The sequence below is a fragment of the Bacteroidota bacterium genome (genome assembly GCA_039111535.1).
Classification (GTDB): domain Bacteria; phylum Bacteroidota; class Rhodothermia; order Rhodothermales; family JAHQVL01; genus JBCCIM01.
In genome coordinates, this window is sequence record JBCCIM010000015.1 from 20370 (window position 1) to 46503 (window position 26134).

Annotated in this window: 17 protein-coding genes; 13 read left to right on the forward strand and 4 right to left on the reverse strand. The window is 50.3% G+C overall.

All coding sequences use genetic code 11. From position 1 onward, the window contains the following. Window positions 1–87 precede the first annotated feature (87 nt). The gene (locus tag AAF564_04245; GenBank protein MEM8484731.1) at window positions 88–846 is read left to right on the forward strand and encodes a TIGR01548 family HAD-type hydrolase; all 759 of its coding nucleotides are present in this window, start codon (window positions 88–90) and stop codon (window positions 844–846) included. Window positions 847–850: 4 nt separating this feature from the next. Here the strand turns inward: AAF564_04245 and AAF564_04250 are convergent, their stop codons facing one another. After that, window positions 851–2068, reverse strand: coding sequence for an MFS transporter (locus tag AAF564_04250; protein MEM8484732.1), 1218 nt, complete (start codon window positions 2066–2068; stop codon window positions 851–853). A gap of 273 nt (window positions 2069–2341) precedes the next feature. On the opposite strand from AAF564_04250, the gene AAF564_04255 reads away from it, so the two are divergent. From AAF564_04255 to AAF564_04270, 4 genes are all read left to right on the forward strand, one after another. Next, window positions 2342–5230: a TonB-dependent receptor gene (locus AAF564_04255; GenBank protein MEM8484733.1), complete on the forward strand. Its 2889-nt coding sequence runs from the start codon at window positions 2342–2344 to the stop codon at window positions 5228–5230. A 332-nt stretch (window positions 5231–5562) separates the two neighbouring features. After that, window positions 5563–7245, forward strand: a complete 1683-nt coding sequence (locus AAF564_04260) for a T9SS type A sorting domain-containing protein (GenBank protein MEM8484734.1) — start codon at window positions 5563–5565, stop codon at window positions 7243–7245. A 265-nt stretch (window positions 7246–7510) separates the two neighbouring features. Then, window positions 7511–8398 carry a UDP-2,3-diacylglucosamine diphosphatase gene (locus AAF564_04265; GenBank protein ID MEM8484735.1) on the forward strand — a complete coding sequence of 296 codons (888 nt, stop codon included), beginning with the start codon at window positions 7511–7513 and terminating at the stop codon, window positions 8396–8398. A 26-nt stretch (window positions 8399–8424) separates the two neighbouring features. Then, on the forward strand, window positions 8425–9543 hold the full coding sequence (locus AAF564_04270; protein MEM8484736.1) for a glycosyltransferase family protein: 1119 nt from the start codon (window positions 8425–8427) through the stop codon (window positions 9541–9543). A 53-nt stretch (window positions 9544–9596) separates the two neighbouring features. Here AAF564_04270 and AAF564_04275 read toward each other — a convergent pair whose 3' ends face one another. Both AAF564_04275 and AAF564_04280 read right to left on the reverse strand, forming a co-directional pair. Next, window positions 9597–10187 (reverse strand): mobile mystery protein B, encoded by a 591-nt coding sequence (locus tag AAF564_04275; protein MEM8484737.1) that lies wholly within the window; start codon window positions 10185–10187, stop codon window positions 9597–9599. Window positions 10188–10190: 3 nt separating this feature from the next. Then, a complete protein-coding gene (locus tag AAF564_04280; protein MEM8484738.1) occupies window positions 10191–10640 on the reverse strand; it encodes a mobile mystery protein A in 450 nt (149 codons plus the stop codon). A 366-nt stretch (window positions 10641–11006) separates the two neighbouring features. On the opposite strand from AAF564_04280, the gene AAF564_04285 reads away from it, so the two are divergent. The 6 genes from AAF564_04285 (at window position 11007) to AAF564_04310 (ending at window position 18461) form a co-directional block, all read left to right on the forward strand. After that, window positions 11007–11792 (forward strand): energy transducer TonB, encoded by a 786-nt coding sequence (locus tag AAF564_04285; GenBank protein ID MEM8484739.1) that lies wholly within the window; start codon window positions 11007–11009, stop codon window positions 11790–11792. A gap of 367 nt (window positions 11793–12159) precedes the next feature. After that, entirely contained in the window at window positions 12160–12462 is a 303-nt protein-coding gene (locus AAF564_04290; protein MEM8484740.1) for a hypothetical protein, read from the forward strand. 154 nt (window positions 12463–12616) lie between these two features. Beyond that, on the forward strand, window positions 12617–14362 hold the full coding sequence (gene recJ / locus AAF564_04295) for a single-stranded-DNA-specific exonuclease RecJ (GenBank protein ID MEM8484741.1): 1746 nt from the start codon (window positions 12617–12619) through the stop codon (window positions 14360–14362). 543 nt (window positions 14363–14905) lie between these two features. After that, the gene (locus AAF564_04300; GenBank protein MEM8484742.1) at window positions 14906–16609 is read left to right on the forward strand and encodes an FG-GAP-like repeat-containing protein; all 1704 of its coding nucleotides are present in this window, start codon (window positions 14906–14908) and stop codon (window positions 16607–16609) included. 191 nt (window positions 16610–16800) lie between these two features. Beyond that, entirely contained in the window at window positions 16801–17316 is a 516-nt protein-coding gene (locus AAF564_04305; GenBank protein ID MEM8484743.1) for a hypothetical protein, read from the forward strand. Between the two features lie 887 nt (window positions 17317–18203). Beyond that, window positions 18204–18461 carry a hypothetical protein gene (locus AAF564_04310; protein ID MEM8484744.1) on the forward strand — a complete coding sequence of 86 codons (258 nt, stop codon included), beginning with the start codon at window positions 18204–18206 and terminating at the stop codon, window positions 18459–18461. Here the strand turns inward: AAF564_04310 and AAF564_04315 are convergent. Continuing rightward, window positions 18445–19131 (reverse strand): hypothetical protein, encoded by a 687-nt coding sequence (locus AAF564_04315; protein ID MEM8484745.1) that lies wholly within the window; start codon window positions 19129–19131, stop codon window positions 18445–18447. The genes AAF564_04310 and AAF564_04315 overlap by 17 nt on opposite strands. 337 nt (window positions 19132–19468) lie before the next feature. Here AAF564_04315 and clpB point away from each other — a divergent pair, with 337 nt between their 5' ends. Continuing rightward, window positions 19469–22102, forward strand: coding sequence for an ATP-dependent chaperone ClpB (gene clpB / locus AAF564_04320; protein MEM8484746.1), 2634 nt, complete (start codon window positions 19469–19471; stop codon window positions 22100–22102). 370 nt (window positions 22103–22472) lie between these two features. Further along, the gene (gene smc / locus AAF564_04325; protein ID MEM8484747.1) at window positions 22473–26075 is read left to right on the forward strand and encodes a chromosome segregation protein SMC; all 3603 of its coding nucleotides are present in this window, start codon (window positions 22473–22475) and stop codon (window positions 26073–26075) included. Window positions 26076–26134: the final 59 nt, after the last annotated feature.

Genomic DNA, 26134 nt, shown 5'->3' on the forward strand with positions numbered 1-26134 from the left:
CAGGAGCCGGTTGAAGTAATTTAACCGGCTCTCTGTTCATCCGGCTGCCCCGGCAACCGGCAACCCTCAGAACCCCGATTCGGTATAGTGGAGATAAAGGCTTTACTCTTTGATATGGATGGCGTAATGGTGGACGTTTCACGCTCCTACCGTCGCGCTATTGAAGAAACGGTTTCCCATTTCACCGGACGCGAGATTGAATCGGGTACGATTCAGCGGTATAAAAACCTTGGTGGATTTAACGACGACTGGAAACTCACCCATGCCATCGTTTCCGACGCCGGCATCCAGGTTTCTTTCAGCCGCGTTGTAGATGAATTCCAGAAAAGGTACCGCGGGGAAAACTGGGACGGCTTTATTGCCGAAGAAGAACCCCTGATTCGTCTTCGCACGCTTGAAGAACTCAATACCGAGTCTCGTATTCTCGGCATTGTCACAGGCCGGCCCGGCGCCGAAGCAAACTGGACCATCGATCGGCTCGGTTGGAAGCAATACTTCCCACTCGTCATCCCGAAAGAAAAACAGGAAGGCCGTGAAAAGCCTGATGCCTTTCCGTTACTGCACGCATTGGCCATTCTTGATGCTGCAGGCCGCAGGGTTGAGCCCGAAGCTGCCCTCTATGTAGGCGATACGGTGGATGACATTAAAGCTGCCCGTGCTGCCGGCTTATGGGCAATTGGCACGGTACCGCCTTACCTCGATAAAGAAACCCATGGCGAACTGCTTCGCTCCGTTGGCGCGCACTACGTGATTACAGATCCGAATACCCTGCCACATCTCGTGGACAATTTCGAAGAGCTGGTTGTGGTGCCTAATCAGGAAGAAGAGGAAGAAGGGGAAGCGTAGCCCTTTATGCATCACCGGATGGTGCTGCCTTCGGTTGTCCGGTTGGTTCTGGAATAAAAAGGCCAACTACTGCGGCCATGATCAACATCGAAATGGCTCCCATGATTGTATTGCTCAGGTAGCCATATTGCGTATAGGCCAGTCCGGCCACCGCACTGCCCAATGCCATCCCCGTTTGTCCAATTGATATAGAAAGACTCATCAGACTGCCGCGCCGATCGGCTTCCACGAGTGCAGTGATCAGGGCCTGAAACGGACTGATGCGCATGGAAATCAGCAGCATTGCCAATCCAAAGAAAATAAAGGCAAGCAATCGCCCGTTGACAAAATAGGTCGTAGCTGCCATTACGATAGCCAGCCCGATGCACGAATAAATGATAATCGGTTTGCGCCCTGTTTTGTCGGATATGCGGCCGGCCATGGGGCCCATGATTACGTTCAGAACGCCCCCCATCAAAAACAGCAGTACAATGTCGTTGTTGGCAAGACCAACCTCCCGCTCCAGCCATGTGGGCAGGAATACCAGGTAAAGCCCAATACTGGCAAACATCAAGGTGTAAGCTGCTGCTGAGGCTACAATTTTGGTTTCTTTGAGCAGCGTAAAATAGTTTGTGATCGCACGCTTGATGGTGAGGCGGTCGGTGTTGCGCACCACATTGGGTTGCGGCACAAATCGCCAGATAAACACAACGGCAAAAGCCATCGTTACCCCAAACATGATAAAGGGCAGGCGGAAGCCAAAGAGGCCGGCGAGAAATTTACCCATCGGGATGCCCAGAATTTGTCCGGCTGCCACGCCACTCATAACCCATCCATTGGCCCAGCCCCTGCGTTCATAAGGGAAATAATCGCCCACATACGACACGGCTGCACCACTCAGCATTCCTGCAGCTGCGCCAGACAGGCTACGCACCACCAGCAACGACCAAAAAGAATCTGCCAGGCCGTGCAGAAATAAAGTAACACCAAGCGAACTGCATCCAATCATCAGGACGAGTCGCCGGCCAATTTTGTCGGATATCGGCCCAATGATGAGCGCAAAAATACCGAGCAGGATCGCATACGAGGTGACAAGCCAACTGAGTCGGGCTTCCGCAATACCAAGTTCAGCGCTGATGTTCGGCAGGATGGGGGAAATGATGATTACCTGGCTACTGGCCGAAAACATCATGAGCCAGAGGGCAAATATGATCAGGTAAGGATTGGAATTATCCGATTTCAAAAGCCAGGTACGTACTACAGGATGGGGATAGATAGCGAGACAACTGTGACCAAACTGGTGGTACGCTGTTCCTCTTGCTGGAAGATAGATATTCTCGTGAAGAAATGCGTCTGTTTGCCCCCTGGATGCATGGCGGCGGAATTCCTTAATGATTGCGTAACATTAGCTTAATCTACGCTTAACCTCTTTGCGGTAAAATCCCACTGTATAACCAGCAGCAGGTGGGAAGCGACTTGCCCCCCACCCATTCTACCAACTTGAATAAAGAAAAAAATGAACCTCAAAGGGTTGTTGTCGGCGCTTTTACTCGTCGTTTTAGTGCCGCTCACCGCATCCACCGCATTGGCCCAAAAAGGATCTGTATTTGGCGTAATTGTAGATAATGAAAGTGGAGAAACCTTAATTGGCGCCAACGTACGCGTGGATGGCACCATGCAAGGCGCTACAACAGATCTTGATGGACGATTCGAAATAGCAAATCTCGATCCCGGTACCTACGCACTCGTAATTTCCTACATCGGCTACAACACCATGACGGTGACTGACGTTGTTATAGGAGACGAGCCGGTACGGTTGGATCTTACGATGACCTCCGAAGCCATCGGTCTGGATGAGGTAATTGTAGAGGCCCGTGCAATCAGAAACTCTGAAGCTGTTTTGCTGCGGGACCGGCAGAAAGCCATTGCAGTAAGCGACGCGATCAGCGCTGAAGCCATCAGCCGCTCCGGTGGATCTGATGCTGCAGACGCCATGGAGAAAGTGACGGGCGCATCTGTAGTCGGCGGGAAATATGTTTATGTACGCGGTCTTGGAGAGCGCTACTCAAACACGCAGCTGAATGGTGCTGAACTCCCCAGCTCTGATCCGGACAAAAAAGCAATCCAGTTTGACCTGTTTCCTGCAAACCTGCTCGACAACATTGTTACCCTCAAGACATTCACGCCCGATAAGCCGGGTAACTTTAGTGGCGGTCTTGTTGATATTGGTACCAAATCTTTCCCGGAAGAATTCAGTTTCCAGTTTTCAACGTCCACCTCGTTTAACAGCGAAACCAACTTTGGCGCTGACTACCTCTTTTATAATGGCAGCGATACTGATTGGTTGGGGTACGACGATGGCGCGCGCGATATTCCTTCGCAGCTTTTAGATGCTGACCTGCAAATCCCGACGGAATCATCCGCCGGCATCGATGCGCGGATTCGCGGCAACAACGAGCCTGCACTGATGCTCGATGAATTGTCCAAGTCGTTCAACAACATCATGGCACCCGGCGTGAAAACTGCGCCGGTGAACCAGGGGTACTCGCTTTCTTTGGGTAACAAAAGCATGTTGTTTGGCAAACCGCTGGGTTATGTGCTGAGCGCTACCTACGACAGAAAGACCTCGCAGTATGAAGGCGGACAGACGGGACGGTATTCGTTTGCCGGCAGCGGTGCCAACGAACTGGCGCCCGATATGCTGCTCGACGACAATGAAGGGTCTACCGAATCTTCTCTTGGCGGTCTGGCGAACTTTACGTATCAGTTTGCTAAAAACCACGAAGTTGGATTTAATACGCTGTACACCCGCACGGGTGAAAGCTCTGCCCGCTTCCAGGAAGGTCTCTGGCAAAAAGAGTTTGGTGCAAACGACACAACGTCCAAGTTTATCAACAGGACCCTGGAGTATAGCGAACGCGAACTGCTTTCTCTGCAACTCCGTGGCAAGCATTACCTGCCAGGCTTCCTGGGTTCAACCGTTGAATGGTCTGCTACTTCGGCAGATACCCGCCAGGACCAGCCCGACCTTCGCTTTTTTGCCCACACTTCGCGTGTGATCGGGTCCGGTGATCCCATACTGACAACCAAAGCGTCCGGCTTTCGCGACCCTTCCCGTCTCTTCCGCCAACTGGATGAAACAAGCCAGAGCGCAAAAATGGATATTTCTGTGCCCTTCAAGTTTGCAAATGGCCAGAGCGGTAAAGTGAAGGTGGGTGGCTTGATTCAGCGCGCAGAGCGTGACTTCGGCGAACGCTCGTTTAGTATCACGCCAAATCAGCCATTTGATGGCGACGAAGCTTCCTATTTTTCGCCTGAAAATATGGGCATCGTGGGCGTAGATACGCTTTCCAGTGGCAACCTGCGCTACACGTTCGGCAACTTGCTTGTTGATCGCTCCAAGTTGCGCAACAGTTACCGTGGTGAACGGGACATTGCTGCTGCTTACGGAATGATTGAGTTGCCGATCTCAGCAAGGCTCAAATTTATCGGTGGTGCGCGTATTGAGTCTACCGTGATCGACGTGGTGAGCCTCGATTCTACGCAGGGTATTGGTGATCTTGATGAGATTGACTTGTTGCCTTCTGCCAACGTTGTCTACCAGCTGACAGACAACATGAACCTGCGTGCTGCAGCAACGCGCACGCTGGCTCGCCCAACCTTCCGTGAAATTGCACCGTTTGAAAGCTTTGAGTTCATCAACGGCAACTTCTTTATTGGCAACCCGGATCTGGATCGCACGCTGATCACCAACTATGACTTACGCTGGGAATGGTTTACACGCCCGGGTGAGATTGTGGCTGTCAGCCTGTTTTACAAGAAATTGCTTGATCCAATTGAGCGGACCATCATTGGTGGCACAAACGGACAGATTCAGTTCCAAAATGTGGACGAAGCCACAGTGACTGGCCTGGAAATCGAAGCGCGTACGCGGTTGGATTTTATTACGCCGGTCTTGAAGAACATCGCCTTTGGCACCAACATCTCCTTTGTTAACTCAACCATCGATATTCCCGAGACTGAGTTGGCAACGCGTAGAGGGGTTAACCCGGATGCGCCGTCGACACGCGAATTGCAGGGGCAGTCACCATTTATTGTCAATGCTGACCTAAGCTACGAGAACTACGATGCGGGAACGGTTGCCGGCTTCTACTATAACGTGTTTGGCCGGCGCCTCGTCAATGTATCGCTCGGCGGTACACCTGATGTGTTCGAACGCCCTAGCCCACAGCTTGACTTCACGTTCTCCCAGCGTCTCCCAATGAACTGGCGGATCAAGCTGGCTGTGAAGAACATCCTCGGATCTGAGTACAAAGAAACCTACCGCTTCAATGGTCAGGACTTTATCTACCAGCTCTACGATCCGGGCCGCACTGTTTCACTCGGATTCAGCTTCTCTCCGTGATTCTTAAGGGTCAGGAAAACTGAGATTGATCGGAGCGACCAAAACAAAGCCTGTTTCTAAGGTCTTGTTTTGGTCGCTTTTAGTGTGGATATGGAGGAAGCTTAACGGCTTAACATTGCGGTAATAAAACCTTAACACAGCGATTAAGGGTGTTATCTAAATCTCCGCTAGTTTCACAGCGATGTTGTCTCACGGTGCCGGCATGCCGGCAAGCTGACTTCGACCCAAAGTCAATTTTCTGAACCTGACTGCATTAATCCCTGCGACCCTGCATAGGTTGCTTTTTAGATATCCACTTTATAACCCAACCCTTGCCTTACGAGGTTCAATCCATGAATCCATCTGGTACCAAATTTCTAGCAGCGTTGATGCTGTTTGTATTCGCTTTCTCCTCGGCGAATGCACAGGTCAACGTTACAGATGATATTTCTGCCAATACCACCTGGACAGCAGGTAATGAATACACGCTCGACGGCCTGATTTTCGTCGAATCGGGTGTTACGCTGACCATTGAGCCAGGAACAGTCATCAAAGGTCTCGAGCAGGCCAATATTTCAACAGGCGATGGCGCCTCTGCTTTGATTGTTCGCCGTGGCGCGAAAATCATGGCCATGGGTAACGCCGATGCGCCCATCATTTTCACAAGTGAACTCGACGATGTAAACGTTCCTGACGACCTGGACCAGCGTAATCGCGGTCTCTGGGGCGGCGTGATCATCCTCGGAAACGCTACAACCAACCAGCCAACAACCGACAACCAGATTGAAGGTATTCCTGAAACGGAAAATGCCCTCTACGGTGGTACGGACGACGACGACAACTCAGGTACGCTGAAGTTCGTATCGATCCGCCACGGTGGTTTCTCCATCTCAGGTGTTGAAGGTGACGAAATCAACGGTCTTACCCTCGGTGGTGTAGGCCGCGGTACCACCATCGAAAACGTGGAAGTGTATGCTAACTTCGATGATTGCTTCGAGTGGTTTGGTGGTACGGTTAACACAAAATGGCTCGTAGGCGCCTTCTGTGGTGACGACACGTACGATTACGATCAGGGCTTCCGCGGTCGCGGTCAGTTCTGGTTCTCAATCCATGACGACGACGTTGCTGGCCGTGGTGGTGAGCATGATGGTGGTGACGCCGGTGGCGACGACGCTACACCATTCTCTACTCCGATCATCACCAACGTAACCTATATCGGTTCAGGTGCTGACGCGACGGTAACGGGTGGCGACAACAACGACCGCACCTTTGCCATCCGCGACAACGCAGGTGGTCAGTACTGGTACTCGGTCTTCACCGACTACCCGGGCGTTGCCATGGACATTGAAGATCTTGATGATGCAGCAGCTGAAGATAGTCGCAAGCGTTTGGAAGATGGCTCACTGGCCTTCGCTGACAACGCCTGGTGGAACTACGGTGCTGGCAGCATGCTTTCTGATCTCGTGCCTGACTTTGCTGTGACGATTCTCGGTGACGCCGGCAATGTGCTGGCTGATCCGCTGCTTGCCAGCATCAGTCGCACGGCAGATGGCAATCTTGATCCGCGTCCCAATCCAGGTTCTCCGGTACTCGTTCCTGGAGGTGCCTTCCAGGTAACCGATCCAGATGGCCACTTCACATTCGAAGCAACCGATTACTGGGGTGCTTTCGACGGAGATAACAACTGGCTCGAAGACTGGACCGCACTGAGCGACAACGGATTCCTTGGCGACCATGTACTGGTTAGCAACGAAGATGAAGATGCAGTGCCTGGTACGTTCCAGCTCTCGCAGAACTTCCCGAACCCGTTCAATCCTGTCACAACGATTGAATTTGCGCTCGACCAGTCTCAGGAAATCCGCCTGAGCGTGTACGACGTACTGGGTCGTGAAGTGAAAGTCCTTGAACAAGGATTGAAAGCTGCCGGCGTTTACAGCGTACAGTTTGACGCACAGGATCTGGCTTCTGGTATGTACTTCTACCAGCTGCATGGCGAAGCAACAACGGTTACAAAAACCATGTTGCTCCTCAAATAAGCTGTCTGTTACGCAAGTAGTTAAAAGGTCATCCTGACCTGGCAATTGCCTGACTTTTCAAAACGTGCTGATGCCTCCGGGTGTCAGCACGTTTTTGGTTTAAGTTATTTATAAACAAGCATTTGCTAACGTTTTGATTATCCGCATTTTCTCCGTTTGACGTATATATCATTGTTGCAATATTGCATCAATAGAGATTTGCAGAGCGGGTGAAACGTGCAATGGCGTCTGTGTTGCTCTGTATCGATCTGGCAGTATTAGAAGTATGAACGGACCGAATAAACACCGCGCAATCTGGATCTCGGATTTCCATCTGGGTACCCGAAATACAAAGGCAGATTTTCTGCTCGATTTCCTGAAAGCCAACGACTCGGAGTATCTGTATCTCGTTGGTGATGTGATCGACGGCTGGGCGCTGGGCAAGTCATGGTACTGGCCACAGCAGCACAACGATGTCATCCAGAAAATCTTGAGGAAAGCCAGAAAAGGTACCCGGGTTACTTACATCCCGGGCAATCACGATAACTTTGCACGGGGTTTTATAGATCTTCAGTTTGGCGGTATTCACACGAAGCTGAGAAGCATTCATACCACGCTTGATGGCCGGCAATTACTGGTTTTACATGGCGACGAATTTGATGGCGTCATCAAGTATGCCCAGTGGCTCTCCGTGTTGGGGGCAAAGGCTTATCAGTTGACGCTGTCGATGAACAGGTGGTATAATGTAGTCAGAGGATGGTTTGATTTGCCTTACTGGTCGCTGTCCGCTTACCTCAAGCAAAAAGCAAAACGTGCCGTTCAGCATGTAGCCAATTTTGAAGAAGCTGTGGCGACAGAAGCGCTGAAGTACGAAGTAGAAGGGGTTGTCTGCGGTCATATCCACCACGCAGAAATTCGCAACATCGATGGGGTGTTGTACTGCAATGCAGGCGACTGGGTTGAAAGCTGCACTGCGCTGGTTGAGCACGTGGATGGGAAGTTGGAAATCATCAACTGGTCAGGTAACAAACCTGAATCCCGGGTAACCAAACCGACAAACCGGGAGGTTGTCCCACTGCATGGCGCATCAATGCTGCCAAACAGCAATATAGCAGAACCTGTGTTGTCATTGAACAGCACGGCCGGCAAAGTGGCCGGTGTTAAATTATCCTAAATCATAAAGCTACGCATAGCACGCTTATGTCACGGTTAAATTGCTTGTTTATTATCCAGGGAGAAGGTCGTGGACACATGACCCAGGCCCTTGCTTTACAAACCATGCTGGTTGATGCAGGGCATAGCGTATCAGCCGTACTGGTTGGCCATAATGAGCACCGGCGCGTACCGGCGTTTTTTCTGAACAAAATTGGTGCGCCGGTTGAATATTTCGATAGCCCCAATTTTGCTGTCGATGCAAGCGAGAAGTCTGTTAAGGTGTGGCCTACTGTAACACAAAATCTGCGTAGAAGCCCGGAGTTCAAAGAAAGTCTCGACGTGATTCGGGGGGCGATTGACACGTATCAGCCAGATGTAATTATCAATTTTTTTGAACCACTGGCCGGCATCTACAACCTGTTCAATGTATCTCCCGTCCCGATGGTCTGCATTGGGCATCAATACATGTATCACCACCCGGTCTATCCTTTCTCGCCCGGGAAATGGGCGCAGCGCATGGGAGCCAAGTATTTCACCCGCCTCTCAGCATTTGGCGCCAGGCGCAAACTTGCGCTCTCTTTTTATAATACCTGGGATCGGCCCAGGCTTTCTGTCATGCCGCCCCTGCTACGCAAAGAGTTGTTTGAACTGCCACTTGACCAGGAGGAGGACTTCTTTTTGATCTATCTCCTCAACCAGGGATATGCAACTGCTGTGACCGAATGGCACAAGAAGTACCCGGACGTCAAGCTGCATTGTTTCTGGGACAGCCCGAAGCACGATGAAGTGTATGCGTACGACGATACGCTTACGTTTCATCAGCTACACGATACCAAATTTCTCGATATGATGGCCCGATGCAAAGGCCTGATTTGTACCGCCGGCTTTGAATCTGTTTGTGAGGCCATGTACCTCGGTAAGTCAATTCTCGCAGTGCCCGTGAAAGGACATGTGGAGCAGTATTGGAACGCGCTCGATTTAATGCAGTACGGCGGTGGGATGCACGACGCGGAGTTCAACATCGAGCGGCTGCTTGAAGTCAAACCGGTCAACCGGGAGCTTACCAAAGAATTCCGGCAATGGGTAGATCGTGCGCCCCACATGTTTGTGAGCACCATCGAAAAAGCGGCAAACAAAAAGGTACAGCGCTGGGCGAGTGTTTAGGGATTTGCGCAAATAGTAACGTATCCTGCGCTTCGGCGTTCGGATATAGCGCCTTATGATTTCGCGAAAGCGAGCAGCGGGTTGTATGCCCCATTGTCAGCTTCTTTAAGGGCACTGATGTATGCTTTTCGGGTTTCTCCCTCTGTCATCAGTTTTGCTCTGCCGCCCCAGGTTAAAGCCTCACCTTTGTATTTATTACATATGGCGTCAGCACAAAGGCGCGCGTGCCGGCCATTGCCGTTGGGGAACAGGTGGATTTGCACCAGACGATGGTGGAAAATGATGGCGAGGTCGGTGGCATCATACGTTTGATGCTCTAGCCAGTACAGACTGTCGCCAAGTAGCTTGTACAGCTCTGTCGGGATTCGGAAGTGATCTACACCGATATTCTTGTTGGTCTTGCGGTACGCGCCGGCCCATTTCCAGACCTGGCCGAACATACGTTTGTGGAGATGTAAGAGGAATCCCTCCGTGAATATACCCTGCCTTGCCAGTACGGACTGTTGCATAACCCATTTTCTGGCCTCAATAATATTCTCCTGCTCGAAGCGATCCAGATCGGCCCGGGTTAGAATTGTAGGAATGAGCTCGATTTTCTCTTCCTCATCAAGCGGCGTCTGGCCATCCAGGTATTCATTTTCCATGGGCTAATCCCATAAATCCGTATTCAGATTCAAAACCAACTCTTCGGCCACCTGGCGCGTTTTCTCTTCTACATCACCAACACCTTGTGCTTCAAGCTTCATGGTGTGATCGACGGCGGTAACAAGCGATGTTGCTTTTTGGTACGCCTGCGCGGTGATAATATCCTGAAGACTCCCTTCTGCCGGTACCAGTACATATGCCACTTTGCAATGCATCGCCTCTGCTGCCCGACGCAATAGCTTCAAAGTGACTGCGTCGTTCACTTCTTTGTTTTCCAGTTGCGATAAAGCTTGTTGGCTGACACCCATCCGGCTAGCGAGCTGGCGACCACTCATGCACAAAGCATCTCTGATCGCCCGCACCCAACCATTGGCCGGCCGCGCCGGGGTCTGTACTTTAGCCAGTTGTTTGTCGAGCGTTTCTAATTGAAGCTTTCTAAACTTATTGTTCATTTTAACAATCTATATGTTGTTATGTGAATGCATAATAACAATTTATAAATTGTTATGAAAGAATTATTTCACAATGCATAGATTGTGCGTATTTGTTTTTTTGGCTTATTGGGTGGTACGGCTTGTTGTAGATAGTACCTGGTAGCCTCGCCGGTGTTGCTTGTGGATGGTCCCGTCATTTTTTCAAAGGATCGAGAATACGTGAATCCAGTTGATTGGCCGCTGTTTTCTGTACAGTGCGTGAGCCCCTGCGCTACAAAAATCCTGTTATCAAATTAATAACACTGTATCTCTCAGCCGTGTGCACCGTATAGGCTGCTTTATCCTGCGTTGTTACAACCTGGATTATTAGAGGAAATAAATAGCATGAAAAATACATTTATAACAGGCTCATTTTTACGCGGATATAACTCCGTATTCAGATATAGACAACCCGAAAACACCAGCCGTACGCCTTCGTTTTCGATGGAAGATTTGTCCAAGCGATTTAGCGAACGTGCAGCGCGTGTGCACCGTAAAGGTGCCGGCTACATTACTGGGCTACAGACCGGTATGGCTGCTGGACTGGTGCTTTTGTTGGTGGCGTTCACCGTTCCTTTTTCGCCAGACAGCAAGTTTGAAGTCGTTCAGGTTGAGCAGGAACTGGTGACGATGGAAGAGATCCAGCAGACCAAGCAGCAGATTCAGCCTCCTCCGCCGCCTCGGCCTATCATCCCGGTTATGGTGCCAGATGATGAGTTGATCGTAGACGAGGACCTGGAGCTAGACGCAGCGCTGGAGTTGGATGAAATGCTGGTAGACCTTGGACCACCGCCCGCAGAAGAAGAGGAGGAAGAGGACACAGATGAAGTATTTGTGGTGGTGGAAAGCATGCCCAAAATGATTGGCGGTATGGCGAAGTTGTCGCAGGCTGTAAAATACCCCGTGATTGCAAGAAAGCAGGGTATCGAAGGCAACGTGATTGTCAAGATCGTAGTTGACACAGATGGAAAGCCGGGTAGTCCGGTAATCCTTCGTTCACCTAGCCCATTGCTCGAAGAAGCTGCCGTAAAAGCCGTGATGGCGCAGCGATTTGAGCCCGGCAAACAGCGGGGCCGTGCGGTGAAAGTAGAAGTTGTGATTCCGGTCAAGTTTCGGTTGACCGCTTCCTGATCACGCCAGCCAGCTGGTTTATTGCCGGCAACAAAAATTGGTGTAAATAAAAAGCCCGGTGTCTGTCATCACCGGGCTTTTTTTGACCATAAGTAAGGGAAGTATTGAAATGAGGATATTGGAAATGAACATTTGGAATTGCACGTATCAAAATACGTGCTGTGTAGCCTGGGCAAACTACCGTATCGTTTTTAAAATGTTACCATAGAATTACTAGAAGGCGCAATTCCTGCATACGTTAACAATCCTCTAACATTGAGCTAATAAACGCATAACATGCTGGTAATAAATTAGCCACGCACAGCCGCATAGGTTGCCATGAAGTTACCCCAAGTGAAGTTACCCAAAGTGCCACCCATTCTGAAGTATGAAGTCCACCTGGCATCGTATTCGTTTCTTTCCCGGAGAGATCTCTCAGGGCAAACACCGTCAACTTCGTAATACCATTCTTCGCCTGTACAACCAAAGGGGAAAACCGTCGGAAGTTGCGCTATTTAGTTCGCCATTGATGTCAAACGGCGACATCTACATGTACCTGTCACCAGCTGCGTGCGAAGCCTTCTCCCGCATATTCAAAGCGTACCGCGTAAGGCCTTGCTCTCCACCCGGTGTTGAAGAGGTTAAGCTCATCCTGGGTAAGCGACAAATGCTTGCTCTACTGGAAGACTGATCTGTTTGTTCTTAGTGCCCTGGTTATCAATTCATTCACAAGGTTTTTGCTTCGTTCTTCTCTGCCTGCGTCGTATTTTGCGTGCAGCGTAATTTAATGCGCGCCGCAAATCAGTCGGTCTCTTTTAATCTGTACGATTTCTTGCAGGGGAAATATGGAATATCGCTGGATCTTAAACCCGGACCCCGATCCAGAGCAAACCAATCAACTGGCCCGTGTACTCAACAATTTGCCCGAAGCACTTGCCCGTGCATTGGTTGCCCGTGGTGTAGCTTCATTTGATAAAGCACGTCTTTTTTTTCGGCCCGACATGTCCCACCTGCATGACCCCTTTTTGATGCAGGATATGGATGCCGCGGTTGCGCGTATCCTTCGCGCCGCTGAAGAAAATGAGCAAGTGCTTGTTTATGGTGATTACGATGTAGATGGCACCACGTCGACGGCGTTGATGACCCTGTTTCTGCGTTCACTGGGCATTGATGTCTCCTATTGGATTCCTGACCGTATTGTGGATGGCTATGGCTTATGCAACGCCGGCCTGGATGTGGCGCGTGAGCGGGGTGCATCGCTTGTTATTGCACTCGATTGCGGGGTAACGGCTGTTGAAGAGGCTGCCTATGCCCGGGAAATTGGGCTGGACCTGATCATTTGTGACCACCATAAACCAGCTGAAACCCTGCCGGATGCGGTGGCTGTGCTGGATCCCAAGCGTGATACCTGTCCCTATCCGTTCAAAGAATTGTCGGGTTGTGGTATTGGCTTTAAAGTAATCCAGGCTGTTCTGGAAAAAATGCAAAAACCTGCATCCGATGCCTATGATTACCTTGACCTGGTAGCCATTTCGACTGCCAGTGATATTGTACCCCTGGAAGGCGAAAACCGGGTGCTGATGGTCGAAGGGCTGAATCGTATCCGGGAAGCGCCGCGGGTGGGTATCAAAGCACTTGCTGCACTGACAAGACAAGATTTGGCACATTGTACTACCAGTCAGATTGTCTTTAGTATTGGCCCGCGAATAAATGCGGCCGGCCGTCTCGGTGACGCTGAGCGCGCGGTTACGCTCATGGTTGCTGAAGATGCCGCGGAGTCAAGGCAACTGGCCCTTGAATTGGAGCAGGCCAACACAAAGCGAAGGGACCTCGACAAAGAGACCAAGCGCGCTGCCATCGTCAAGGCAGAACGGCAACTCAGTGGTTCGTTGCAACACGGCATTGTGGTACATGATGCAGACTGGCATCCGGGTGTGATCGGGATTGTTGCAAGCCGGTTGGTCGAGCAGTTTTATCGGCCGGCAATTGTGCTGTCAACCGTCAACGGCGTTGTGAAAGGATCCGCCCGATCCATACACGGCATTTCGGTTTATAATGCCATTAAGCAGTGCAGCGATCTGCTAACAACATTTGGCGGGCACGATTACGCAGCCGGCCTTGCCATGCCTGAAGAAAATGTCACTGCGTTTCGGGAAAAGTTCAATGCCGCTGTAGGTGAAATGATAACACCCGAGTTGCTGAAACCCGTCATAAAAGTGGACGCTCCGGTTGATCTGAATGACGTTGGTGATCGGTTCTGGGCCGTATTGCGCCAATTTGCGCCGTTCGGGCCGGCAAACAGCAAGCCGGTTTTCCTTGCAAAAGACCTCGAACTTGCAAAACCGCCGCGTCGCATGGGTAAAGATGGAACACACCTCAAGTTTTGGGTGCGCCAAAAATCCGGCGGTATCAACACAATGGAAGTGGTTGGGTTTGGGATGCATACCCACCTCGATACCCTCCAGGAAAGTGAAAATGCCGGTATTCCTATCGAGTTGCTGTTCTCTGTTGAAGAAAACACGTGGAATGGGCGTACGAGCTTGCAGTTAAAGGCACGAGATTTGCGTCTCCAAAAACTTACAACTGCTTAAAGAATTGCGATAAAGGATTACGGTATTTAACCCGATTCTTTATAATCTTGGGTACGCTGTTGCCCAAAAAAAGACGCTGTTCTGAGTCTCATTACGAGCCCCCCACTCGCTCAATACATTTTCCCCCGAAAATTATCTCTGCTTTTTTAAGAACATCATTTTTAAGCGTGATGTTTTTAAGTGTGGTTGATAATGCCCCCCTCTTGCAGCTTGTATACAGTCTCATCGCGCCAGGTACGTAACGCTATCCAAACCGTCGTTATCTATCTGATGGTTCTGGCCGATCCGATAGTATAGGGCTGACAGCAAGTACATTCGCCCCCCTTTGATTCATGTAGGTCCAATCTGACTTATATGCGCCTCCAATCGTCGTTATTTGCTATTTAACCCCTTCAACACAAGGGAGATATCGCCATGGTATTTACGTTGGCTCGACGCCCTAATCGGGCGCCGGTACGTGCATGGAACACCACCTGTATCTTTTTACGTGTTTTTTTGAATGTAGAGCGCTCGCATACTGTCCCTTACCGGCAGTCCTTGCGTATGGCAACTGCCATCGCTGTACTCAGCCTGCTTCCGCCGGCCAAAATGCACGCGCAAGAGACCTTCTTGCGACACGACATCGACATCGGGTTTGCCGGGGCGCACGCCTTGCAGTCTCATGACCTCGATAACGACGGCGACCTCGATATCATCGGCGCCGGCCTGACGGTCGACGCCATTTCCTGGTGGGAAAACGACCCGATCAACGGGCTCACCTGGACGCCGCATACCGTCTCTGATACCTTCAACGGCGCCCGCTTTGTAGATGCGGCCGACCTGGATGGTGACGGCGATCTCGACCTCTTTGGCGCTGCCGCCAGCGATGACCTTGTCAGCTGGTGGGAGAATACCTCCGGCGATGCCAGCGCATGGACGCAGCATCCGGTCGACATTGACTTCGATTTTGCCATGCATCTCCATGCGGCCGACCTGGATGCTGACGGCGACCTGGATCTCATGGGCGCCGCACTCAAAGGTGATGCAATTCACTGGTGGGAAAATACTGATGGCGATGGATCTGTATGGACTGAACATATCATCGACGAGGCATTTGATGGCGCCCGACACGTTTGTTCTGTTGATCTGGACGGCGATGGCGACCTCGACCTGCTCGGCTCAGCTTACATTGCTGATGACGTGAAGTGGTGGGAGAACACAGCCGGCGACGCAACCACCTGGGAATTACATACGGTAGACGAAGACTTTGATGGCGTAAATGTCGTTATGCCTGTTGATATCGACGGTGACAATGACGTGGACCTGTTGGGGGCTGCGGATGTTGCTGACGACATTGTGGTCTGGTTTAATGAAGAAGGGGATGGCTTGACCTGGGAGCGGGTCTCTATTGCTGAAAACTTTGATGGCGCCTTCTCCATTATGCCGGCTGATATGGATGGGGATGGAGATACAGACGTACTCGGTGCGGCCACAGAAGCCAATCAGATGGTCTGGTGGGAAAATAAAAACGGGTTGGGTAATTCCTGGGACGATCATATCATCGATGAAGAATTTGATTCACCCATGGTTATCAATGTTGCTGACCTCGACGCTGACGGTGACCTCGACGTGATCGGCGGCAGCTTCGGCGGTGAAATTGTCTGGTGGGAAACAGACCCGCCAGCACTCCCTGTTGAGCTGGTTTCTTTTGATGCCGTTGTTAATCGCGGCGAAGTGGTACTGCGCTGGGAAACAGCCTCCGAGCTAAACAACGCCGGCTTCGAGTTGCAGCACAAACCCGGGCCTCGCGGGCAACAGGCAGAAGCGCAATGGGGTATTATGGGTTTCGTGAAAGGTGCCGGCACAGACAATACGCGGCGTAAATACCAGCGCGTTTTGTCGGACTTACAACCGGGAAACCATCGGTTTCGGTTGAAGCAAATCGACTTTGACGGTGCGTTCGACTACAGTCCGGTTGTTGAAGTGGTCCTTGCGGCATCTGGCAAACAAACGATGTCTTCGCTTTATCCCAATCCCTTCAATCCGGCAGCAAAATTCTACCTGACGCTGGCGAGCCAGCAAGAGGTAAACATAGAGGTCTACAATGCGCTCGGGCAACGGGTGACACAGCTCTTTCGAGGCGTATTGGAGGCAAATCAGGTACACACGTTCGACTTTGAAGCTTCCGGTTTGCCGGGCGGACTCTACCTGATCAATGCAACCGGGCAGAACTTCTCAACAACCCAGCGTGCGATGTATTTGAAGTGATTGGGCTCATTAGGGTGAGTAGATGTCGCACACCAATTAGGGAATAAAAAGTTTAATACATAACAGAAATAGGTGTTTGGTTGTGAATTAGTTTTTCATTATTTAAACTGCATTGACTTACAGTAAAGAGCTTGCCAATATTTGCTCCTTATTGTTGGAGGTGAGTTAGTCTTTCGTTGATAGTTGAGTTGATGACTAAATTGCAGTTTAAGTGCGGGGAAGTATTACCTCGTTGGGAGCGTTATAAATCGAATCCTCAGCTAAACCTGGAATGGTTTATAGAGGACTTGTGGGTCGAGGTTAGAGACCTTGAAGACTGGATTGAATCTACATTCAACAATCCATCCGTCAGGGCACCTGCGGAGTACAGTGAAGCGTTACTTGGTCAAGTGCTTGAGAATTGGGATTCTGCGCTTGCTAATCAGGCGCTTTTAGCAAGTATTCAAACCCTGATAGCTGCATACAAAACAGGGGCTGCCCATCGTATTTTGAAGCTACGCGATGTAATAGTTTCTTTGCAAATAGACGAAGAATCTCCACAATACATACACCACAAAATAGCACGTGAACACTACCGAGCCGCTCTAGAATTAGCTAGTGATATAGGAGGGGTATTAGGGGAGGAGTCCATCAGGGCCGTTGATGATTGTATTATTCAATTCTGTCGTGCGCTTGGAGCTGCGAGCAGAGGCATTAATCCTGAATAATGCCATTAGAGGTTGTAATAGTATCGTGTACGGCGTCACGTCATATCTAACGAAGTTGAGCATGACCTGTGAACGGAAGTGAGGTCCAACGGGAATACGAAAAAACGTGCAAATAGTATATTCAACCCATAATCTCGAGGATAGGGATAGTGTAGGATCCTTTATATCGATTTCTGGTATAAGTCACCGTTTTTGCATTTCATTGTATTCGTCTCTTCGAAGTAGTTGTGAGTAAGGTTATTGTAGCGGAATAGCTTACCTTAAATGCACATTCTGAGCTGAAAGTTGATGTCCAATTTTCTAAAAACTGAATAGACTTGGTGCTATAGCACTAATAATATTTAGCGCATTTTCAATAAATTGCAATTCTGAAGATGCCTGGAAGCTATAGATGCTCCAGGTTTTGTCGATGTTCTCCTAAGTGCTGGTATTCATTCCGCATCGGAAGCCAAGAGCTTGGATATTTAGAGTGCTGCATCAGTTGACGAATAGACACATTTCTTAACTAGAGATCTGTTAGAAGAGACTCAACTTTTAATTACATCTCCCCGAGAATTCTTTTCTATATAACAGATTTCCCTAAACGTTGAATTTTCATGGCTAAAGACGATATTATAGATACAGACTACGATGACGATGATGTAATGTCTGATCCTGGTAAACAGCAGGTTTAGACTCCAAGTTGGAAATAAAGTAGTTTGTGAGCAGTATTTAAAACCCGTCAGGCATTAATGCAGGCGGGTTTTTTTATTCTTGAACCAGAACCATGAATTATACGAAAGGCTTATATATTAGTACTATTAAGTACTTTTATTATAGAACAAATTTTCTTATATAACCGTATTAACGATCTATGTCACTTTTTTTCTAATCACAATTGCTTAGGTATGGACGCAAGGCAGCCGGGTGTACAGGTACGAAAAGCGGGAAAACGTCTTCCAGCATATACAGCATCTCAGTCATATCTTCTCAGCGCTAATCAGCCTGCATTGAGTCTGATCGACGAAGTTTCCCACCGTGATCAAAGTGCGCTATCACATGATGTGCAGGATGGAGAACGGGATGAGCGTGGCTATGCTTTGATCTCTTTCGACTACGATGACGATATAGTGATGAAAGAACCCGTTGTCACGTTGGTTGGTTAGGATTCATATCCATTAAGTGGTTCGAGCTTTCTGCTTCAAGGTAAAACTGCCCCACCAGCAGTATGGCCGTTTTGAAGTCTTTTCTTGATTGATCGTGATTTTGCCGTCTCTGAGCACTTCGCCCTAGATCATAGAATGACCGCGCTTCTCCATGTATAGAGATCAATGTTTTAGGTGAGACCAGCCACTCTATATCTTCGATATACTTTCTGGCCCGCACAATTTTATGTGCTGCCGTATGTTGATAAGCTGCAATCAGGCTATCGAGACTATGATTAATCGCTCGTTGAGCAGCGTTGTCGCCGGCGTAATTGCGATTTCTTTTCCAAAGCTCTCTTGCTCTGTTCCATTGAATTCTCGCTTTTTCTCCTGACTCTGTAACCGCGGGATTGCGGAGAGCGACCTCGTAATGGTCTTCCAATTCAATTAATTCCGAAGCTATGGCGTCGAGAGCGGCGTATAGTTTTGATTGGAAATCCTGTTGACAGTCCTTGAGCAGATTTACGAAGTTGGGTATGAAGTTAGGCGGCAGTATAAGTTCATCCTTTAAAGACACATTATCTGACGTTAGTGTACTGCTTACAGATACCTCTTCACTAGGAGCTGGATTGCGGATATCCACTCCATGTTTGTCCCAGATGTATTCTCTTAGTGTTTTTACTTCTTCCATAACCCGGGAGGTGCTCAGGCGTATTTGATGAAATTCTGTTGAATTGAGTCATGATTAAGTACGATCTCTACTGTTTTTGGTTGCCACTGAATTGCCACGAATGGGCCTAAAAAGAGACGTTTCACCAATTAAGACGTACTGCTTGATATAATTGACGTTTAATGGGTTGTTGATGACAGGTATGGGGGGGGAGAGGTGACAGAATTGCTTGTCTTAAAACGACGCCAATGTCTCATAACATGTCATCCTGTCATCCCGTCCTTTGTGGTACACTTTTCGTACAATGGAGAAGCGCAACCGAAATTAATTTTCCCCTGCCAAAAATTCAGTTAGATAAATGAATCTCCAAAAATTTACTGTCAAAGCGCAAGAAGCTGTTCGTAAAGCTACGGAGATTGCGGCTTCGAAAAATCATCAGGGGGTCGAATCTGTTCACGTATTGAAAGCATTCCTGAGCGATTCTTCCGGGATTGTTGTGACGATGCTACAGAAGCTTGGTGTCAAGAGTAGTTTCCTCGATACGAAGCTCGACCAGTTAATGGGCAAGCTGCCGGTTGTGACCGGGGCAAGCGTTTCCGGGCAGTATGTTGGCCAGGGATTGAAAAAAGTATTTGACAGGGCGCTCGCTGAAGCAGAGTTGTTAAAAGACGAATATGTAGCGAGTGAACACCTGCTTATGGCGTTTGCCGAGGACAAGTCCGAGTTGGGCAAATTCCTCCGCGAGCAGGGCGTGACGAAAGACAACATTCTTGCCATATTGAAGGACATTCGTGGTGGGCAGCGGGCGAGTGATCCGCATGCTGAAGAACGGTATGACGCACTCAAACGGTATACCCGCGACCTGAATGCGCTGGCAAGGAAAGGGAAAATTGATCCGGTTATTGGACGCGACGAGGAGATCCGTCGTGTGTTGCAGATTTTGTCTCGCCGAACCAAAAACAACCCGGTGTTAATCGGTGAGCCAGGTGTAGGCAAGACCGCCATTGCAGAGGGACTCGCTATCCGCATTGTATCCGGGGATGTGCCGGAGAATCTTAAATCCAAACGTATTCTTGCGCTCGATATCGGTGCGTTGATTGCCGGCGCAAAGTACAGGGGAGAGTTTGAGGACCGCCTGAAGGCTGTTGTCAAAGAGGTAACGGATTCAGATGGTGAGCTTGTCTTGTTTATCGATGAGATTCATACGCTGGTAGGTGCCGGCGCGGCAGAAGGAGCGGTTGATGCAGCCAATATTCTCAAGCCGGCGCTTGCCCGCGGAGAGCTGCGTGCCATCGGTGCAACAACCCTTGATGAGTATCGCAAATATCTCGAAAAAGACAAAGCCCTCGAAAGACGGTTTCAGACCGTCGTTGTAGATGAGCCGTCTGTGGAAGATACCATTTCCATTCTGCGCGGGATCAAGGACAAATACGAGGTCCATCATGGTGTACGCATTATGGACGGAGCCCTTGTAGCAGCAGCTGAACTAAGTCAGCGCTATATCACAGACCGCTTTCTACCCGACAAAGCCATTGACCTTATTGATGAATCAGCGGCCAAGCTGCGCATCGAAATTGACTCGATGCCAGAGGAGCTTGATGCGCTGGAGCGTCAGATCCGCCAGCTTGATATTGAGCGCGAAGCAGTAAAACGTGATGGCGATAAAGGAAAACTCACGCTGATTGCTGAGCAGCGGGCAAACCTCGATGAAGACCGGAAAGAACTGCAGGCACGCTGGCAGAATGAAAAAGAACTCATTCAGCAAATTCAGCAGGCCAAAGAAGAAATTGAACACCTGCGTGTAGAAGCAGAGAACCTGGAACGCCAGGGGAATTACGGCAAAGTGGCTGAAATTCGCTACGGGCAGATTCCCCAGCTTGAGCAGGGTGTTGAATCTGCAAAAGGCAAGCTCGACGATATCCAACAGATGGGAGCTTTGCTGAAAGAAGAAATTGATGCAGAGGACATTGCCGCCATTGTGTCGAGATGGACTGGCGTGCCTGTTTCCCGAATGCTTGAAAGTGAAAGGGAGAAGCTGCTTAAAATGGAAGATGAGCTTGGCCGGCGCGTTATCGGTCAGCGGGATGCGTTGGAAGCTGTTTCTCACGCCGTGCGCCGGGGCCGTGCCGGATTGCAGGAAGCATCCCGGCCCATTGGCTCCTTTATTTTCCTCGGTAGCACCGGTGTTGGTAAAACCGAATTGGGCAAAGCCCTCGCAGAATTCCTGTTTAATGATGAGCAGGCGATGGTACGCATCGACATGAGTGAGTTCCAGGAACGCCATGCCGTAAGCCGGCTGATTGGTGCGCCTCCAGGATATGTGGGCCACGACGAAGGCGGACAGCTTACCGAAGCAGTGCGCCGCCGGCCGTATGCTGTGATCCTGCTCGATGAAATTGAAAAGGCACATCCGGAAGTATTTAATATCCTCTTGCAGGTACTCGATGATGGCCGGCTCACCGACAACAAGGGCCGAACCGCTGATTTCAAGAATACCATCATCATCATGACCAGTAACCTGGGCTCTGAGTTAATTCAGGAAAGGATGGACGCCATGAACGGTCTGCTCTCTGATGAAGCTGAACAGAAACTCAATGATGACCTTATGGGCATGCTCAAGAAAAAGCTGCGCCCCGAGTTTCTGAATCGTATCGATGAAGTGGTCATGTTCAAGCCGCTGGGCCGGAGCGAAATTCGCAGTATCGTGGAAGTGCAGTTTATGCGTGTTTCCAGAATTGCCCAGAAAAGCCACAATATCACGCTAGAGTTGACGGATCCGGCAAAAGACTGGATAGCGAACAAAGGGTTCGATCCCGTGTTTGGTGCACGTCCGCTGAAGCGCGTTATCCAGCGTGAAGTTGAGAACAAACTGGCAGAACAGGTGCTATCAAACTGGATTCAGGATGGAGATACGGTGCAGATTGATCTCAGTGAAGATGGCACAGGCCTGACATTTGAGCAAATCAAGCAGCAAAAACTGGTTGAAGCATAGCCGCTGGTAGCGCAAATCGACATATTATAGTGCCCGTCTGGACTTGTCCACAACCTGTGGAAAACTTGCGTTGATAGGTGTGGATTAATTGTGGTGAACTAGCTACTGGTACGGCGTTAAATTGTGCGGCTGCAATTTTGTGGTGCCATGCATCCGATTGCTACTAATTAGCACACTCCGGAGCTGACTCGGTTCGGGGCGAACGTTAGGTAAATAAATCTGTGAAAAGCACTTATTTATACTAACCAGGCATCCCGCGCCAATGCTTCCGTATCGCAGCAGACTGGCTATTAACAAATTGCTGCTACGCTTTGATCACAAAATCACATCCTTTGAAGGCGCCGCGTCCTGACAGAGATCCCTCGTATTTATGTATCTGAGTAAACTCGCACTGCACGGTTTTAAAAGCTTCGCCCAGCAAACCTCCCTCAATTTTGATCCAGGGGTGACGGCTGTTGTGGGGCCGAACGGGTGTGGCAAATCAAATATTGTGGATGCCGTCCGTTGGGTAACCGGTGAGCAGCGCGCGCGCGTGTTGCGGTCCGACAAAATGGATAGCGTGATTTTCAACGGCACGGCGAAGCGGAAGGCGCTGGGGATGTCTGAGGTTACCCTCACCATCCAGAATACAAAAGGTATCCTGCCCACGGAGTATACTGAAGTAACGATTGGCCGCCGGCTGTACCGATCAGGGGAGTCTGAATATCTGCTCAATGGTACCCAGTGCCGGCTCAAGGATATCCTGAATCTGTTTATGGATACCGGGATGGGCCCGGGCGCCTATTCTGTCATCGAGCTAAAGATGATCGATGAGATCTTGTCGGAAAACACGGCAGATCGTCGCCGGCTTTTTGAAGAGGCAGCCGGCATTACCAAATACAAACTGCGCCGCACGCAAGCCCTGAGGAAACTGGACAATACCCAGGCCAACCTGACCCGAATCCGCGACCTTACAGAAGAAATTGGGAAACGTGTTGTTTCGCTCAAGCGCCAGGCTGAGAAAGCTGCCCGGGCGAAAGAGCTGAATACACGGTTGCATACGCTCGAAATGGCCCTTGCCCAGTGTGAGCTTAATCACCTTCAGGCAATCGAAAAAAACCTGAATGATGAAGCCAAGTCGTTGAAGGACCAACTGGAGGTCCATACGGCACAGCAGGGCAAAGAGGAGGCTGAAATTGAATCGCTGCGTGTTGACCTGGTTGGGTATGAGAAAGAACTGCGCGCAAAACAACTGGTGCTGAACGAGCATCTGGAGCAGGTGCGTACGCTTGAGACGGAAAAGCGGCTTACCCTTGAGCGATATGAATCTGCCAACCGGAGCATTGAGCGCTCAATGCAGGAGCAGCAGGAAGCGGTTGTGCGTATTGAGCAATTGAAGTCGCACCTCTCTACGCTTGAAAAAGAGCTTGAAGCGGCCACACCGTTGCTGGATAAAGCCCGTAAAGTAGCGGATCATGCAAAAGCAGAGAGCGAGAAAATGAGCGGGCTTTCGAAAGAAGCCTGGGAGAACTTGCAAAGCATTCGTGCAGATGAGGAGCGTGTAGAGAAAGAACGCGGCGAACGCCGGCGTACAATGGACCGCCTGGCAAACCGGCTTGAGTTGATCCAATCAGAATCTGAAAAGTCGCAACAGTTGGTTGCCGGCTTTGATTCACGCATCGCTGAAACGGCGCTGCGCATGAAAGATGCCGGCGCAAACCTCGAAAGCGCCCGCGTCACCGTAGGCAAAGCGCGCGCGGCGATGGAGAATGCAGAGACCGAGCGCGAAACGCTGCGGCAGAAGTGGGAGAAATCCTCTGAAGCCCTGCGGCAAATTGAGCGTCAGCATGATGCCATTGCGGCGGAAGTATCGCTGTTGGAAAGCCTCATCAGCTCTTATGAAGACGTATCGGAAGCTTTCCATTACCTGGCTGAAAGTGATGGCTGGACGCCTGGCCCAATGGAAACCGTTGCGGACATTTTGGGGTGTGAGCCAGAATACCAGCTTGCGCTCGACGCTGCACTTGGCGTATATGGCACATGTATAGTTGTTCAGACCGAAGCAGAAGCACGCAGTGCTGTTTCTTTGCTGCGAACCGAGGACAAAGGTCAAACTGAGATCATTGTTCTCGACCGATTGCGTCCGCCAACGCGTTATGCAGAATTTATCGAAGAAGCTGCTGACCGGGGAGCTTCTCCGTTACTCGACAAAATTCGTGTGAGCAAAGCCGGCTACCAGAAGCTTGCTGATGCATTGCTGCACAACAGTTTCCTGGTGAAGTCCCTTGAGCACGGGCAGGACCTTATCGACACGCTCGATGAAATGGCCAACATGCTGTACGGCTCCAGTGTACCGATGCGCTATGTCGCACCAACAGGTGAGTGGCTCGATGCGCGGGGTATTTTGCGTGGTGGAAGCAAGAAGCAGAATGACTTCAACCAAACTGGCCGGCTCCAACGCCGCGAGCAGTACGAGACAGCTATCCAGAACCTGCGCAAACTCGAAGCTGCCTTGCAGCAGAAGCAAGAGACCACCGCGCAGCTAAAACAAGCGCTCGGCAACGTACCGTTTGATGACATAAAGCGGACCCTGGCTGAAGCTGAGCGCCTCTTTTCTGCTGCTGAAAGCGAAAACATGCGCGTATCTCACGAGCACAATGCTATCGAGCAACGGCACGTGGAAGCGATGCAGCGGATTACAGAGCACAAAGACCTGATTACAACGATTCACGCAGACATCTCCCAGCTTCAGGCGCCTGTCGAAGCCTCAGAAGAGCTGCTGAAAGATTTGCGCAATTCGCGCATTGCAGCTGAGGAAGCGTTCCGTGCAGCAGAAGCGGACAATACCCGTGCGCTCAACCAGTTTAATGAAGCAAGCATTGCGGTGCTGCAGGCGAAAAACCATTTTGAAAACCTGACCCGCGATCTTGATCGTAATAAGTTGGACACAGCAACGCTGGCCGGCCAACGCGAAACGCGGGAACAGCATATCCAGACGCTCAAGAAGAGCATTTCTGCGCACGAAGCTACGCGTGCTGATCTCGAAAAACAGATCTATGACCTGTATGCAGATCGGCCGGGATTTGAAGAGGCCGTAGACAAAGCTGAGCAGGCACGGCAGGAAGCCATCTCACGTGTTTCCGAATTGGAAGCAAAACTGAGAACCATCCGGCAGACGCGGGAAAAAGGTATGCGGGCTGAAAATGAACGCGCCGTTCAACTGGCTGAAGTCCAGACGCGTATTTCTGAGTTGCTCCGGAACGTCGAAGAAAACTTTGAGATTGCGCTGCTCGAGAATCCTGTAGAAGTGCCTGAAGCCTTTGATGAGCGGGAGTCCAAGCGGGAAGTGAAAGAGCTTCGCCGCAAAGTACGTACCCTCGGCTCAATCAACGAACTGGCACTCGAAAGCTACGAAGAGGAGAAAGAGCGCTTTGAGTTCATGAGCACCCAGCAGAAAGACCTCGAAGACGCTGAGCAAAGCCTGCTGGATACGATTACCGAAATTAATACAACTGCCGCTGAACGGTTCGATAAAACCTTCCAGGAAGTACGCACCAACTTTGCGCGGCTATTCTCGACGCTGTTTGGTAAAGATGATACAGCCGACTTGCTGCTTTCCAATCCGGAAGATCCGCTCGAGTCTCCCATCGAAATCATTGCCAAACCCAAAGGCAAACGCCCAAGCGCCATCACCCAGTTGTCGGGTGGAGAAAAAACGCTGACATCAACGGCTTTGCTGTTTGCAATTTACCTCGTTAAACCAAGCCCTTTCTGTATCTTGGATGAGGTAGACGCACCGCTCGATGAAGCCAATGTTGAGCGGTTCATGCAACTGATCCGCGAGTTCTCCAACAATACGCAGTTTATTATGGTTACCCACAACCGCCGGACCATGGAGCTGGCGGACCGCCTTTACGGCGTAACCATGCAAGAAGAAGGCGTTTCGAAGCTCCTCGGCGTTAAGTTCGACGAAGCAGCTGATCTGGTATCGTAAACAAATACCGGGCGCTGTATAGCTTTTTAGGATTTTTTCGAGCGCCGGCGCAGCGTGAC

What these genes read in the sequence shown, in the direction of transcription:
- AAF564_04255 (MEM8484733.1), top strand. Translation starts at nt 2,342, where the DNA reads ATGAACCTCAAAGGGTTGTTGTCGGCGCTTTTACTCGTCGTTTTAGTG.
- AAF564_04260 (MEM8484734.1), top strand. Translation starts at nt 5,563, where the DNA reads ATGAATCCATCTGGTACCAAATTTCTAGCAGCGTTGATGCTGTTTGTA.
- AAF564_04265 (MEM8484735.1), top strand. Translation starts at nt 7,511, where the DNA reads ATGAACGGACCGAATAAACACCGCGCAATCTGGATCTCGGATTTCCAT.
- AAF564_04270 (MEM8484736.1), top strand. Translation starts at nt 8,425, where the DNA reads ATGTCACGGTTAAATTGCTTGTTTATTATCCAGGGAGAAGGTCGTGGA.
- AAF564_04275 (MEM8484737.1), bottom strand. Translation starts at nt 10,187, where the DNA reads ATGGAAAATGAATACCTGGATGGCCAGACGCCGCTTGATGAGGAAGAG.
- AAF564_04280 (MEM8484738.1), bottom strand. Translation starts at nt 10,640, where the DNA reads ATGAACAATAAGTTTAGAAAGCTTCAATTAGAAACGCTCGACAAACAA.
- AAF564_04285 (MEM8484739.1), top strand. Translation starts at nt 11,007, where the DNA reads ATGAAAAATACATTTATAACAGGCTCATTTTTACGCGGATATAACTCC.
- AAF564_04290 (MEM8484740.1), top strand. Translation starts at nt 12,160, where the DNA reads ATGAAGTCCACCTGGCATCGTATTCGTTTCTTTCCCGGAGAGATCTCT.
- recJ (MEM8484741.1), top strand. Translation starts at nt 12,617, where the DNA reads ATGGAATATCGCTGGATCTTAAACCCGGACCCCGATCCAGAGCAAACC.
- AAF564_04300 (MEM8484742.1), top strand. Translation starts at nt 14,906, where the DNA reads ATGGCAACTGCCATCGCTGTACTCAGCCTGCTTCCGCCGGCCAAAATG.
- AAF564_04305 (MEM8484743.1), top strand. Translation starts at nt 16,801, where the DNA reads ATGACTAAATTGCAGTTTAAGTGCGGGGAAGTATTACCTCGTTGGGAG.
- AAF564_04310 (MEM8484744.1), top strand. Translation starts at nt 18,204, where the DNA reads ATGGACGCAAGGCAGCCGGGTGTACAGGTACGAAAAGCGGGAAAACGT.
- AAF564_04315 (MEM8484745.1), bottom strand. Translation starts at nt 19,131, where the DNA reads ATGGAAGAAGTAAAAACACTAAGAGAATACATCTGGGACAAACATGGA.
- clpB (MEM8484746.1), top strand. Translation starts at nt 19,469, where the DNA reads ATGAATCTCCAAAAATTTACTGTCAAAGCGCAAGAAGCTGTTCGTAAA.
- smc (MEM8484747.1), top strand. Translation starts at nt 22,473, where the DNA reads ATGTATCTGAGTAAACTCGCACTGCACGGTTTTAAAAGCTTCGCCCAG.